The sequence below is a fragment of the Natronogracilivirga saccharolytica genome (assembly GCF_017921895.1).
Classification (GTDB): domain Bacteria; phylum Bacteroidota; class Rhodothermia; order Balneolales; family Natronogracilivirgulaceae; genus Natronogracilivirga; species Natronogracilivirga saccharolytica.
Window position 1 is genome coordinate 304479 of sequence record NZ_JAFIDN010000002.1, and the last position, 14514, is coordinate 318992.

Annotated in this window: 9 protein-coding genes; 7 read left to right on the top strand and 2 right to left on the bottom strand. The window is 48.0% G+C overall.

What is annotated here, in order from left to right:
* The first annotated feature begins 221 nt into the window (after positions 1 to 221).
* From NATSA_RS03575 to NATSA_RS03605, 7 genes are all read left to right on the top strand, one after another.
* Positions 222 to 1127 carry a CsgE family curli-type amyloid fiber assembly protein gene (locus NATSA_RS03575; RefSeq protein ID WP_210510464.1) on the top strand — a complete coding sequence of 302 codons (906 nt, stop codon included), beginning with the start codon at positions 222 to 224 and terminating at the stop codon, positions 1125 to 1127.
* Between the two features lie 7 nt (positions 1128 to 1134).
* Positions 1135 to 1566, top strand: a complete 432-nt coding sequence (locus NATSA_RS03580; RefSeq protein WP_210510466.1) for a curli production assembly/transport component CsgF — start codon at positions 1135 to 1137, stop codon at positions 1564 to 1566.
* A 6-nt stretch (positions 1567 to 1572) separates the two neighbouring features.
* On the top strand, positions 1573 to 2943 hold the full coding sequence (locus tag NATSA_RS03585) for a CsgG/HfaB family protein (protein WP_210510468.1): 1371 nt from the start codon (positions 1573 to 1575) through the stop codon (positions 2941 to 2943).
* A gap of 211 nt (positions 2944 to 3154) precedes the next feature.
* Positions 3155 to 3994, top strand: coding sequence for a hypothetical protein (locus NATSA_RS03590; RefSeq protein ID WP_210510781.1), 840 nt, complete (start codon positions 3155 to 3157; stop codon positions 3992 to 3994).
* Positions 3995 to 4037: 43 nt separating this feature from the next.
* Positions 4038 to 4844, top strand: coding sequence for a hypothetical protein (locus NATSA_RS03595; RefSeq protein WP_336244676.1), 807 nt, complete (start codon positions 4038 to 4040; stop codon positions 4842 to 4844).
* A gap of 58 nt (positions 4845 to 4902) precedes the next feature.
* Complete coding sequence (locus NATSA_RS03600) at positions 4903 to 5451, top strand: hypothetical protein (protein WP_210510470.1); 549 nt, start codon at positions 4903 to 4905, stop codon at positions 5449 to 5451.
* A 75-nt stretch (positions 5452 to 5526) separates the two neighbouring features.
* Complete coding sequence (locus NATSA_RS03605; RefSeq protein ID WP_210510472.1) at positions 5527 to 6129, top strand: carboxypeptidase-like regulatory domain-containing protein; 603 nt, start codon at positions 5527 to 5529, stop codon at positions 6127 to 6129.
* A 70-nt stretch (positions 6130 to 6199) separates the two neighbouring features.
* On the opposite strand, the gene NATSA_RS03610 is transcribed toward NATSA_RS03605, so the two are convergent.
* A complete protein-coding gene (locus NATSA_RS03610) occupies positions 6200 to 8833 on the bottom strand; it encodes a cohesin domain-containing protein (RefSeq protein ID WP_210510474.1) in 2634 nt (877 codons plus the stop codon).
* A gap of 140 nt (positions 8834 to 8973) precedes the next feature.
* Positions 8974 to 14451: a right-handed parallel beta-helix repeat-containing protein gene (locus NATSA_RS03615; protein WP_210510476.1), complete on the bottom strand. Its 5478-nt coding sequence runs from the start codon at positions 14449 to 14451 to the stop codon at positions 8974 to 8976.
* Positions 14452 to 14514 lie beyond the last annotated feature (63 nt).

Genomic DNA, 14514 nt, shown 5'->3' on the forward strand with positions numbered 1-14514 from the left:
AGACTCAAAAACGGCCAGAGAAACCATGATGAGAGTTAAGTAATTCTAATTTTGATTCTTACATGATTTTGCCGAAAATTAGCCTAGGGAAAAAGGCGGAATGAAACAGCAAAATAACTGGTAATCACTGCAAAACAATCAAGGGAATCGATTTGAAATAGCTGTAATTTATCATCCTGTCGACGATTGACAGATTCAATATTTGGTTCCTGATTTTATTAATGATCACTAAGCCTCTAAATATAATCCTTATCCTGCTATTGCTGCCTGTTCTTCCTGCAGGTGCCGGCGGACTGTATGCTGATCAGGACGAAGAAATTGCAGGGCTGATTTCGTGCGAAGAACCCAAGGAAACCTATACAATTGAAGAGGGTGATCATTTGTTTGGAATTGCGGAAAAGTACGGAAGTGGTTTCCTGTGGGAGGCTATTTATGCGCTGAACGCAGACAGGATCGCCAATCCGCATTTTGTCCGGCCGGGCAAGACGCTCGAAATCCCGCATAAAGTCTACCGGTTTGAAGAAACCGGGATGACCGCCCAGCAGGTGCTTGACGATCCCTTCTGTGAATCATCACGGGTCCCGGTTGAATTCATAAATCTTGAGTACTCGGAAATCATGTATGAGGACCGGCTGCTCACTTTTGTGCAAAACGAACTGGAAGCAAGAAGACAAAAAGAGCTTGAAAAGGAAGCAGAAGATACCGTCGGGGTGGAAGACGAAGAAGCGCTTGAAAAATTCAGGGAAGCATTTGAAGCTCTTGTGAGGGAGGAAGAACAGGAAGAGGAAACAGCAGAGCAAAGGCAGGCTGAAGCAGAGCAAAGAATGTTTGTGGAGATTGACGGAATGATCCATGATGAAACCAGGTCGAAGGTGGGCCGCGATTTCTACGATATATTCTACTCAAACTGGCAGCCTCCTGAAGAAGCTAGTAATTACTCCATCCGAATAACCGAACAGCCGGCCCCCAATCTTGGTACGATAGTTGCTGTAGAAGTGAACAATACGGAAACCTTCCGTACCCGTCTGCAGCCCAGATATGATTTAATTGAAGAAGCAAGTGAATTTGCGGTGCGCCGCACGTATATTTACCTGCGGGATCATCAACAGCAGTTTCAAATCTACTGACAAAACTATGCGAATCTACAGATCTGTACTAATTGCCGTAACGTTGCTCATGACAGCAGGAATCTTCACTGTAAGCCAGGCGCAACAGATGATATATGAGCCCAAAAATCCGGCATTCGGAGGCAATCCGGCCAACTACTCCTGGCTTAAAAACAGTGCCCAGACTCAAAACCAGCATGAAGAGACCAGAGATGCCCGGTTGGCCAGGGACCCGCTTCAGGATTTTCAGGCTTCACTGCAGCGCCAGGTTCTCTCACAGCTGACCCGTGATATTGTGCGGAGGCAGTTCGACCTTGAAGAAGGTGAAGTGATGGATGAGTCGCGCTTCGAGTTCGGTGAGTTTACCATTGACCTTCAGCCCGGTGTGGATGGTGTTACGGTTCTTATTTCCAACATAATGACAGGTGAAGAAACAAGTATCACCGTTCCCAGTTTTTGATATCATATGAAAATCCGATTTACACATATACTATTTTCAGTAGTTCTGGTCATTTTGGTGACCTCCTGCTCCGGGACCATGCGCCCGATGCATACCGAACCGGTTGAACACGGTGTGCTAAGCAGATCCAATGAAGCACTGCGTTCGCTGCCGGAACCAGAAGAGAAAATTGTTGCGGCTGTGTACCGCTTCAGGGATCAGACCGGCCAGTATAAACCGTCGGACCGGGTGGCAAGCTGGTCAACAGCTGTTACACAGGGGGCAACATCTATCCTTATCAAGGCCATGGAGGACTCCGGCTGGTTTACCGCCATTGAGCGTGAGAGCATTTCGAACCTTCTGAATGAGCGTCAGATTATTCAGAATATTCGCCAGCAGCATTCAGGTGGCCAGGTAAGTCCTCTCCCGCCTTTGCTGTTCGCCGGAGTGATGCTGGAGGGAGGTATTATCGGATATGATACCAATATCATTACCGGCGGAGCAGGTGCGCGATATCTTGGCATCGGTGGTTCCAGTAAATACCGCAAGGACCAGGTCACTATTTATCTCCGGGCTGTTTCTACGCAAAGCGGCCGCATTTTGAAAACGGTGCATACTACCAAGTCAATCCTGTCCCAGCAGCTTGAAAGCGGAGTATTTAAATTTGTTGATACGAACAAGCTGCTTGAAGCTGAAACGGGATATACCTATAACGAACCTCCTGTTATGGCTGTAACAGAGGCAATAGATGAAGCCGTGAAGAAGCTGGTCCTTGAAGGAATTGAGGAAGGACTCTGGGGTGCAAAGGATGATGATGAGGTGATGGCTTATCGCGAACAGTTTGACTACGAAAAGAAAGTACAGCGTCAGCTGGAGCGCGATTATTTCGGATTTACAAACAGACCGGACTATCGTGGTGGCTGGTCGCTTATTACCAGCGCCTCAATGGGCAGTATTATAGGGAACTACAATAACCCTGAAGTCAATCCCGGATTTTCTATGATGATTGAACGTGGCCTGACACCGCACTTTTCGCTTCAGGCCCGCGGTGAGAGAACCAGAATCAGCGCTCAGGATGCTTACTCAAGTCCGGTCAATGCAGCTGATCTGTCATTGAATATGTATGTCCTGCCGGATTACAGGCTCACCCCTTTCTTCTCTGGAGGAGTGGGGTCATTTGCATTTGACAGAAAATTTGACGGTCAGGATGACAGATTTTTCCCATATGTGGCAGCTGAAGGTGGACTTGATTTCAGGTTCAACAGAAATTTTGGAGTTCGTGTCAGTTCCAGCTACCGGTATCTTATGTTAGACGGACTTGACGGGGTCTCGATGGGCAAATACAACGATCAGCACTGGGGTGTTAACGTTGGTTTTGTAATAAATCCGGCTTACTGATGGATATGTAAAAAAAAGCAAGGCAACGTTGCAGGAACCTCACAATATATAATGATGTAAGGGGTGACCAACCAAAAACCTGAACGTTACCTTGCATAAGACTTGTAAACAAAAATTAAAAAAAAATCATAAATAATCTACCTTTTTACAGGAGTTTTTTTTAACCGATGTGATTTTAGAAAAACTAAGCGCCTGGTGCCTTAAAAAAACAATGAAATTCACTTTATTTGCCATAATACCGGCTTTCATGCTGCTGGCTTTCACAGGCAGCAATGAAGCAACTGTCAGTCAGCTGGGAAGTGTCAACGAAGCTTCCATAGAGCAGGTTGGCAGTGCGAATTATACGGCACTGGAACAGGAAGGTGCCGGAAGCAATGCGGATGTGGCACAAGCCGGCGGCGATCACTATGCCGATATAGTGCAGCAAGGCAGTCATGAGGTGTTTATTGAGCAGCAAGGCAGCGGAAACAGGGCAACAGTAGTTCAGCAGGAGGGTGACTCACAGGGCTCATTCCCGCCAGGGTCAGGTGATTCTGTACCGTTCATGAATGGTTCTGATGGAATGTACACCTCATCAGCATATATAGATCAGATCGGAGAAGATAATGTGGTAAGCCTCGGGCAGTACGGGAGTCATTATGCGGAAATTTATCAGGATGGCAGCGGTAACCAGGCAAACGTAATGCAGTCAGGGTACGGATCTGGTATTCCATTTGATCCGCCTGGCAAAGGCAGCCCCTCCCCCCCGCCGTTCTCCAATGGTTATGAAGGGAGCGGGTCTGTCGCCATGATTCATCAGGAAGGAGATGATAATGTGATCAATTTAAACCAGGATGGTTCTCACTATGCAGCTGTTGAGCAGCATGGAGGAGGAAACCAGGCTGAAATCAATCAGTACTATGGAAACAACGGTGCTGACTATGGTTCCTATGCCTGGATTACCCAGCACGGAGCAGACAATATGGTTGATGTGCACCAATATGGTGGCGGACACTCTGCCGTGGTGGATCAATTTGGCAATGGAAACACAGCTATTGTAATTCAAAGGTAAAAAATAACGTTCTTCAAATAACAAGAACTCAGGGTGACCAACCGTGAAAAAAATAATTACAACATTATTTGCAATTTTGCTGTCTTGTGGCGTTGTTCAGGCACAGGACAATGAAGCTGCAATACAACAGCAAGGAGACATGCAGGATGCTGTAGTCCAGCAAATGGGCTCAGGCAACGATCTTTCTGTTTCCCAGATGCAGGATTTCAACTATGCCTGGCTAAGCCAGACGTCAAATGAGTCTGGTTCATCACGTGCCACAGTGACTCAGGAAGTGACTTCAGGGTCAGGGCAAAACCCGGAAAATGGCGGTCATGAAGTACGGCTGGAACAGGTTGGGAGCAATAAGGCTGAGATAGAACAAATTGGATTCGGGAATATTGTTTCCGGTTATGCGGGTGGCGATCCTGCAATGCAGCAGAGTACAAATCAGAGGAACACACTCATCATCACACAACATGCCGGATGGTCGGTTACCGGAGTAAACCAAAAAACCGGCGGCAATGAAGCGTTCATATCACAAAGTGACGGTGATAATCTGCAAATGCTTCTGCTTCAGGATGGTGAGGGCGGCAGTGCAGCAGAAATCATGCAGTCCGGGGATGAATCTGCCATCGATGTACATCAAACCGGTGATGGCGGACATAACGTGACAATTAACCAGGGAATGGCGGGTGGCGATGCTGGTCAAAGCGGCATCATATTTCAGGATGGTTATGGTCATGAAGCGGTTTTAAATCAGTGGGGAAACGGAAATACAGCGACAATCATGCAGTATGTATCATCCAGCACCGCTTCTGTATCACAGGATGGAAGTTCAAACAGGGTTTCTATCAGTCAGGATAATTAATTTTCTTTTGATTCCGATTTTTGTTACATAAATAAAACGAACATCTTATATTCAAGTTATGAAAACACTTGCAATCATATCGGCCTTCCTGCTAACGGGATATACAAGTGTGCTATCCCAGAACAGCGAACGGGAAGTTTTTCCGGAACAAGTGTCCATTGATCATAATGAAGCTGTAAGAGGATTCAGTGGTGATTTTGTCACAATGAATCCAACAGCCGGCCGTACGGATGAAGATCTGCCTGAAACCTCGCAAAACACGGCAATCATATCGTTGATCGGAATGGAAAACATGGTCATGCTTGAGCAAATCGGAAGTATGAACAGAGCCGCACTGTCTATTAATGGTGACGGTAACGATGCCGAATTCACCCAGAATGGCATCGGAAATACCGCATCAGTTAATGTTGTTGGCAGCGATAACTTTATCAGAGGCTGGCAGGAAGGAAATTACAATCATATTGGTCTTAACTATGAAGGCTCCGGCACCCAGCAGCAAGTTCAGCAACTTGGCAATCATCAATCTGCTGAGTTCAACGGTGTAGGAATGCCGTTAACCATTACACAGTCCGGAGATGGTGCCCGGGTAATAATTGAAAACAGATAAAGCTGATCAGCGCCAGACGTACCCCCTAAAGATATAATACCTATGTATAGCCGTATAAATGCTGTTCTCAGCATTATGATAATATTTTTGCTGATATCCTGTTCACAAGATACTGTCAATACCGAAGTATATGGTGATATCGAAGGTGTTGTTATAGATGCAAAAACCGATGAGCCCATTCGAAGCGCAAGCATTGCCACTTCTCCCGGAACGGTGGCCATTCTGACGGAAGATGACGGATCATTCTATATTGATGATGTTCCAACCGGAAACTACAATATCACAGCACGTAAAGACGGCTATAGCAATGCCTCGGTGAGTGTTGCTGTCCGCGAAAGCCGAGTGGCTACGGCAAGCATTACAATGAGGCCTACCGATGAAGATACATCAGCTTCAACAGATGACCTTGAAGCCAATGTGACTTCCTGGTTCAACAGAGCAGATGGTGACTCCATGTTCGTTGATGTTGAATACAGTGTCAGTAATATTGGGGCTGATGCTGATATTGATGATTACGAAGTATATTTCGAGATCAAGACGGACAGCGTATCTTTTTTTTATGATGTAGCAGGAACTGATTTAAAGAAAGGACAAAAGAGATTCAGGGAGTTCAGCAAGTATATTTATACAGCAACAGCTACCGATGTTGTGGTTCTTGAAACATGGGTCAAGGAATAGCAAAGCACAGAAAGCTTTGCAGCATAAAGTTTTTTGGTAAATACGGAGCACAGAGGTAAGTTCGCCACCCCTATTTAATTATTGTCATCTGGCGGGTTATGGATTTCTGACCGGCTGTCAGGCGGTACAGATAAATACCACTCGAGAGTTCAGCTGCGTCAAACTCAACACTGTGATACCCGGCCGTCTGTCTTCTGTTTACCGGCACTCCGATTCGTTGCCCGGTGACGGTAAATATTTCCAGTTTTACTTCTGCCTCAGACGGAAGGGCATAGGTGATTGTTGTGACCGGATTGAACGGGTTGGGATAATTCTGATGCAATGTAACTGATGATGGTAACTCTTCTGTTGCTTCGATAAACGTCTCCATGACGGTCTGGAATGAAAACGTGTCAGACCATTCACTGGAAAGGGAGTCGCTATAAGCCCGCACCTGCCAGTAATAGTCAGTCATGTAATCCAGATCAGATACATTGTATGTGGTGTCTGAAACCGTAACCTGATCGATCATCAGCTCGGAAAAGTCAGAATGTGCGGAAAGTTGAACGCGGTAACTGTCCGCTTCTGCCACAGAATACCATCGCAAGATAACAGCTGTTTCTACGTCTGCTGCACCATTATCCGGAAATGCAAGCTGAGGTGCCTCAGGAGGCACGGGAGAAGGCTCATCATCTTCCTGGATGGTGGTAAAGCTTCGGGGCCCTGACCAGTTACTTGTCCCCTGAAAATTGACACCGCGAACCCGCCACCAATATGTAGTCTCCTTCTCAAGTTCCATTTCCAACGTATATGTTTCAGATTCAATATCATTCAAATATGCAACCAGGTTTGAAAAATCACGGTCTGTTGCAATTTGAAGGTCATAAGTTTCCGCAAGTTCTCCCTCCCATGCAAATTCAGGTGTCAGCTCCACTTCAAGAGCGTCGTCTTCTGGCTGAACAAGTACAGGGACAGAAGGATCATCAGGGTCAGAAAAAGAGATTATGCCATCGTGCAAAAGAGCTGTAGGAGCTCCGGGCAGACCCGGATCATTGAAGGTGAGTTGCTGCAGATAGAGACCGGCAGAGGATCCGGCCGAAGCTTCCGGTCCTTCTGAAAATACAAGTTTTAAAAGCTGTCCCTCACCTTGCAATTCTTCAGTTCCGGCAGCCGCAATTTTCAACATGCCGTCACTGATATTAGAGCTGACGGACATGCCTTCGCTAATTGTTTCACCCGTTTCCAGACCCTGGAAATCAAGCATGGTCGTATCCAGTGCGATTTCCATTTCATAGGAAAAAATGCCCAGCCCGGACACATCGTCAACGATCACGGGCAGTTCCGCTTCCAGGCCGGTGAAAAGGGTAATGTTTTTAAGCGAAGCGTTGATATCATGAACGACAATTTCGCTGGAACTGGAAGTAAAACCTTCATCATCAATAGCAAAGACTTCCGCAGTCCCGCTGCCGGCAGCCGTTATTTCACCGGTTTGCTCGTCAATGGTGACAACGTCTTCATTAGTCGTCTGCCAGTTGAAGGGCGAGGTGCCCCCGGTTTCCACTGAAATGGTTGCGGTGTCACCAGTCACCAGCTCAATAAGCTCTTCCGTCAGTGTGATCTCCGGTGCATCCAGGATAGAGATGGTTCCGTAATCAAAATCCGGATCGATGTCCTCATTAAACATTAAAGTGGAGAATTCAGGAGTTCTGTTTCCGGAGGCGTCATTTCTGACACGAAACTGAAGCCAGATAAGCGGACCGGAGCCTTCCGGGGGATTTACACCGGCAGCTGCCACGCTCAGGGATCCGGAGCTGTGGTCATAATCCACAGATCCGAAGCCGGCGTCATCAAGAAGAGAGTTTTCGGTGCTGAGGGCCAGGAACTCGAGATGCTGGCCGGACCACCCAAGTTCGAACTGCATTGAAGTGATATTCAGGTCCGTCACATCACTAACCGAAACCGGCCACCAAAAGTCCCGGGTCTGACTGACCGAAGTATCGGGTGTCGAAACAGTAAGGGTCTGCAAAACATCAGGCTGTACCCGGAAAAGATCCGTCGAATCTCTGAGGCCAATCTGATCCTCAACAAATACCCTGATTGTGCCCGGCTGGAGGCCCGTAAGCCAACCTTCCTGGCTGATTGATGCGCGCTCACTGTCACTAACACTCCATGTTACCGGTGGATGAACATCTCCACTGACAGAAAAACGGGTCGAGTCTCCCTCAATCAGTGTTACAGAGGAAGGTGAGACGGAAATGCCGGGAGATCGGATGACACCAGAAACAACCGTGTTTTCCGGAGTACCCTCATTGAAAAAGCCCTGCATTTCAAAATTTGTCTCATCGCCGCCGGAAGCATCATCGTCCATGATGATGGTCAGATAAAACAGGATATTATCATTGTCATCGCTGAAAGTCAGGGCTTCAGAAGAGGCAAAAGCAATACGGCCCGTAGTTGCATTATAATCCAGGCTAACTGATCCCTCCAGCAGGGAACCATCGGTTGCCACCGAGGTAACGGATATAAGTGAGCGGTCATAGTCCAGTGTGAACTCCCCTGACAACACGGAGTCATGCCCGTCATAAGTGTCGACCGTAACGGGCATCACAATCTGGTCACCGGGCAAAACAATGGTGTCAGGCATGGTAATATTCATCGTTTCAGCCCGGAGCCCGGATGACAGCATGGTCAGTATCAAGACGGAAGTGATAATCAGGCCGCGCATACAACCCGCAGCCAGCCTGAAGGGGAATAGAGACCGAATTAAATAAATCACGGGCCTTGTGTTACGATCGGGGCAAAGATCAGGATTGTAATTCATCACCCTGAGTGTCATATAATCTCCTCTGATGTGGCTGTTTCAAATTACTTGACCAGAATCATTTTACCGTTGTCAATGAATGACTGATGGTCGTCACTCTGAATTTCAATGCGGTAAATGTATGTTCCGCTTGCCAGTCGGGAGGCGTCCAGCACAGCCTCATGATATCCGGCCTGCATCTCTTCCCGCACCAGAACCTGAACCTGCTGACCAAGAATGTTGTACACCGTCAGTGTGACATTGCCATCCACGGGAAGCTGAAACGGAATAGTAGTGGTCGGGTTGAATGGATTCGGATAATTCTGCTGCAATTTAAATTCATCCGGGATATCGGTAAGCTGTTCCGAAGCAGATGTGACCATATCACTGAAAATATGTGTCAGGTCATGACGGTTAAACCGGTAGGTATCAAGCGAGAAGAGATTGCGTCCACGCAGGTCTGTTTCCTGATCGAGGTGCAGGCGCAGGTGGATTATATCACCCGGCTGATTAAACGGTTCGGATGCGGCTGCAGCAAGCATGAATTTCCCGTCCTTGTCGTTGGTAAACAGCGTAAAATGGTCACTGAATGAAGTTTTCAGATGTTCCACCTCTGATATGGCATCACTGTCATATTCCAGCACCAGATCCGTGGCAAATGCATCCCTTTCGGTTTCCAGTCCTATGGTGACATCCAGATACCGGTCAGTGGCTTCAGTCACAAGGAACAAGTCATCCCGGATATCCGGCTCCGGAAGCCTCCGGCCCATTCCGGGGAAGCCGCTGATTTTACCGACAACAAACTGAAGTATATAGGATGCATCCATGGCAGTAACGGTTCCGGTGCCCATCACATCAGCCGCCTGAAGCTGGGATGTGCTAAGTTCAATGGCATCAACGAGGTATTGCAGCACAAGGGAAGCATCAAAGGCAGATATCATCCCTGATTCGCTGACATCACCAAGAAGGATGCCGGTGCGGTCAGTAAGCCAGGGGTCATAATCTACATTCCCGGCACTGCCCATTCTGATTTCATTGCCTTCTCCACCCAGATTGGGTTTCTCGGAATCATCTACAAAAGGTCCGCTTTCGTGTCCCCAGTAATTATCGACGGCAGTAGTGGTATTGCCGGATGAGTTTTCAAGTCCGTAATCTTCATTATCCCTGATATTGCTGAGCCTGATGACAGGTTCTGAGCTGCCGGTTACAAAAATACCGGTGGGATTGGAGTGGATTTCAGAATAGTTGATGGTCGGAGAGGCATCCCGAATGTAAAGACCGTTGTTGCTGGCATGGGAGCTGAATAGCGAATCGATAACCATTTCATTGTTCCGGATATCCAGGTTCCAGCTTGCATATCTGACAATGACATGACTCATGTAGGAATCGTCATCACTGCTGTATATGCGGAGGTTGCTCCAGTCTCCGGGCTCCGGCACTGTTGCCGTGCTGTCCGCATTGGTGTCGCCTCCATAGGTGTCGTCTTTCCAGGAGGTAAAGACAATTTTGTCCTCGGCCTTACCGGCAGCTGTTATTTTTCCGTCAATCTGCATTCTGCGTCCGTCAAGCTTGAAAATGGTACCGGGCGCAATATCAATTTCCCTGTTGCTGCTGACAGAGACATGATGATTTTTTGCAACGAAAACAGGACGTTCGCCCGCTTCTCTGTCGATATCCTGAGGGGCGGTGTAGCCTATCCTTCCATATATGCTGCTGCCCAGTTTGATGGCACTGGCCGGATAGGTATTGTCCTGAATGCTGTTACCTGAATAGACGTTTCCGTACGGATTGCCGCTGTCTTCCAGTGAAAGCTGCTCCTGCACACCGAGGCCGAACCGGTTCCCGGAAATAGTATTGTCCGAAATAAGCGCCCTGGAGGAATAAATTCCGACATGGTCATTGTCAAGAACCTGGTTGCCGCTGATAACCAGAAGCGTATCAACGTCATTGTTCAGGCTGTTGATTCTCATTCCATGTCCGCTGTTTGTCTGGATGGTATTTCCGGAAAGGGTCTGAGGGATATTGGCCTGATCAATCAAAATACCGTCTCCGTCATTTCCTTCTATAACCGTTTCACTGACAACCCGGAAGGAACTGCCGGAGGTGCTTCTGAGTCCTTCGTCGCCATTGTTTCTGATGATACTGTTTCTGACGGAGGCCTCATTGTTTCCGAATATGTAGATACCCTCGTCACTGTTATTTTCTATGGTAGCGTATTCTAAAGACACTCGTCCGCTGGTTTGTACCTGAACGCCCCTGCCGGAAGAGTGGTGGCTGTGAAGATGCCGTACGGCATGCTCCATATTTTCTCTGAAAATAACGTTGTTGTTACCATAAGCGACTACTGCATGTTCGAGCCGGGATGAGGCAGCCCCGCTTCTGAAATCAAGCTGATCCCAGTCGCCCGGCTCAGCAACATCTGTATCATCGGGATGATGTGTCCAGCCACCCCTGGTGGTATCACGCCAGGAGGTGAATACAATCGGGTCTGTCTCATTTCCAACGGCTTCCAGCACTGCCGAAACACGTATCCAGTTTGAGTCTTCCACTTTTATAATAACACCGGGATCAATTTCCAGATCATTGCTGATGGAGATATTCTGAACAGCGACATAGACGGGTTCAGGTATACTCCCGGGAAAGTCAGCAGTAAGCCGGCTTCGGATACCGGAATAGACAGCAAGGGCTCTGTTGAAGACGTTATCTTCAATAACATTGTTGTCATTACCCTGGTTATCGGTGTAGATGTTTCCGGATCTGCCCATAACCCCTATCGGATACCTGTTTTCCCGGATGGAATTGTCAACAAACCGCGCGCGGGAAGAGACGATGCCCTCCCGGCTGTTTCCGGTCACAATGTTACCAATAAACTGCAGCTCCGTGGCAGCGGCAACCGAGTTGTTGTTCCAGATACCCGAGTCCGAATTGTTCCGGATAATGTTGCCGGAGAAGGACTGCGGTATTGTGGAGTTGTCAACCCATACACCGTGACCGTCATTATCCTCAATCGTAGTGTTGGATACTTCCCGGAAGCTGCTGCCTGAGGTTGCGGCAAGACCGTTGTCTCCGTTGTTTCGGATATAACTGTTCCGGACAATCGCTTCATTATCGCCGAAAATATAAATGCCCTCACTGTCATTATTTTCGACGGTTATTGTATTGAAGGTGACCTGTCCTCTGGTCTGGAGCTGTATCCCGCGGTTGGATCCGTCATGAACATGAATATTTCTGACTGTATACTCCATGTTTTCACGGAATATCAGATTGGTACGGCCATAGCTGACAATTACATGTTCCAGTCTGGAGTTTTCCGAACCGCTGCGAAAGTCGAGCTCATCCCAGTCGCCCGGACCAACCGGTTCGTTATCATCCGAAGCCCGGGTTGCACCACCCCGTTCATCGTCACGCCACGAGGTGAACACAACAGGATCGTCACTTGTCCCGACGGCATTAAGTTCGGATGAAACCCGTATCCAATTGGATCCCTGTACTTTGAAAAAGACGCCCGGTTCAATTTCAAGTCCGTTGCCAATACTGATATTTTCCACGGCTACATAAACCGGCTCGGGCATGGATTCCGGAAACACCGTTCCCATCGTGCCGCGAATTCCGGAGTACACGGAAATGGCATTGTCATATCTGTTGTCTTCAATGATATTTGTATCGTTTCCAAGGTCATCGGTATACGTATTTCCAAGGTAACTGACCACACCTATAGGATAGCGGTTGCCACGGATTTCATTTGCCGTAAAGGATGCAGCCGTGCTTACGATACCATCGCGCTGATTGTCTTCGATTATATTGCCGTCAAATACAATGGTTTCGCTGCTGTTCTCAACCCAGAGGCCGTACCGGTCATTTTCACGGATTTCATTTTCTGCAAATGTCTGCTCGCCGTCAGCTGTGGTGTTGGTGACCCCTCCGCTTCCATTTTCAGCGACTACGGAGTTTTGCAGCAATTGAATGCGCGCATTCTGACCGGATGCGTCGATTCCGTAGTCATCATTGAATTTGAATTCCGAGTCGGTTATTTCTAGCACATAATCGGAGACGGCACTGATGCCGGAACCGCGGTTATTGTTTGCTGTGATCCCGGACATGCTGACTGTTGCTTCACCGGAAAAGAACCTGATACCGTCGTTTCCACTGTTGAGAATCTCAAGATGATTCAGCGTATAGGAGCCGTCACGGGCATAAATAGCCGCATTATTCCCGCCGCCAAAACGGATCAGACTGTGCTCGATCACGGAACCGGGGTTCCGGAGATATATCTGGCTCCAGTCACCGGAGGATGGAATGCTCCCGGGATCATTATTGGTGTCTCCTCCGTAACTGTCATCATTCTCTGATGTGAATACGATGCGATCCGACTCGGATCCCTGTGCTATGAGCTGTCCAAATACCTGAAGCCTGACGCCGTTTCCAAGCTTAACTATTACACCCGGTTCAATCGTGAGCGTATTACCGGAAGTCACATTTACAGAACTCCGAATCCAGTAGACGCCTTCACTCCAGATCTGATCCGATTCGATGTCATTGGTTATTTCGGTGACATCAAGGTCATCTGCTTCAATCAGCCATGGATCATAATCCACAAAACTGCTGACCCGATCGCCTTCTCCGCTAGGGTTGGCAACGGGATCGAACGGCCCGGTATCATCCCCCCAGAAATTTCTTGTGGCATCAAGCTGCCTGCCTGCAGAGGTGGCATTTCTGATTCCGAACTCCGTGTTTCCTGCAATATGGTTGTTGCGAACGTCCGGACGGTCCGAACCCAGTTCCGTAAAATAAATACCTATGCGGTTGTCCAGTATCTGATTGTCATGTATGGTTGTAGAGGCATCGTCACTGTTGTAGATTCCGTAGTCATTATTTTCAATAACGTTATCTGTGATGACGGGGGAGGTGTTGATGGGCACATGGACACCGCCAGCTGAGTTGCCGGATATTGTGGAGTTTGACAGCTCAAAGTTTGAGAAAAGGTCTGAAAAGACACCGTATCCGGCATTATCGGTAACGGTAAGGTTGGTCAGAACCGGACTCGAAGACCGGGTGTCAATACCGTTACCATCGCCGGACTGAATGGTTGTATGGCTTACGGGTACTCCGAAGGCTGATGTGCGATAATAGATGCTGCTGTTGGTGGAGCCATAGCCGGCATATTCCACCACGGCATATTCCAGTACGGATCCGGCATCATTCAGCCTTTCGAAAGTGATTCCCGCCCAGTCACCTGGTTCCGGACCGGAAGCAGCCGAAGTGAAAAGTACCGGTTCGCTGTCACTGCCCCCGGCGACAAGTGATCCGGCAACGATCAGTGCTGTCTGCGGCTCAAAACGAACTTCCACGCCGGGATCAATAGTGAGAGTGGCATCTTCACCGATAATCAGACTGTCAGATACGGTAACCGGACTGTCGGAAATTGTCCAGTTTGCATCTTGTGTCAATGTTCCGCCTTCCTGTGCATACAGAAAGGAATTGAAGTGTGTTAAAAGAAAGAAAAGAGAGACAGGAAGTATCAATAACCGTATTTGTTTTACCATGACCAGGACCCTTGAGTTTTATGTAAAAATCTGCAAGTGCAATTTAAGTAAGCACTTTGTTCG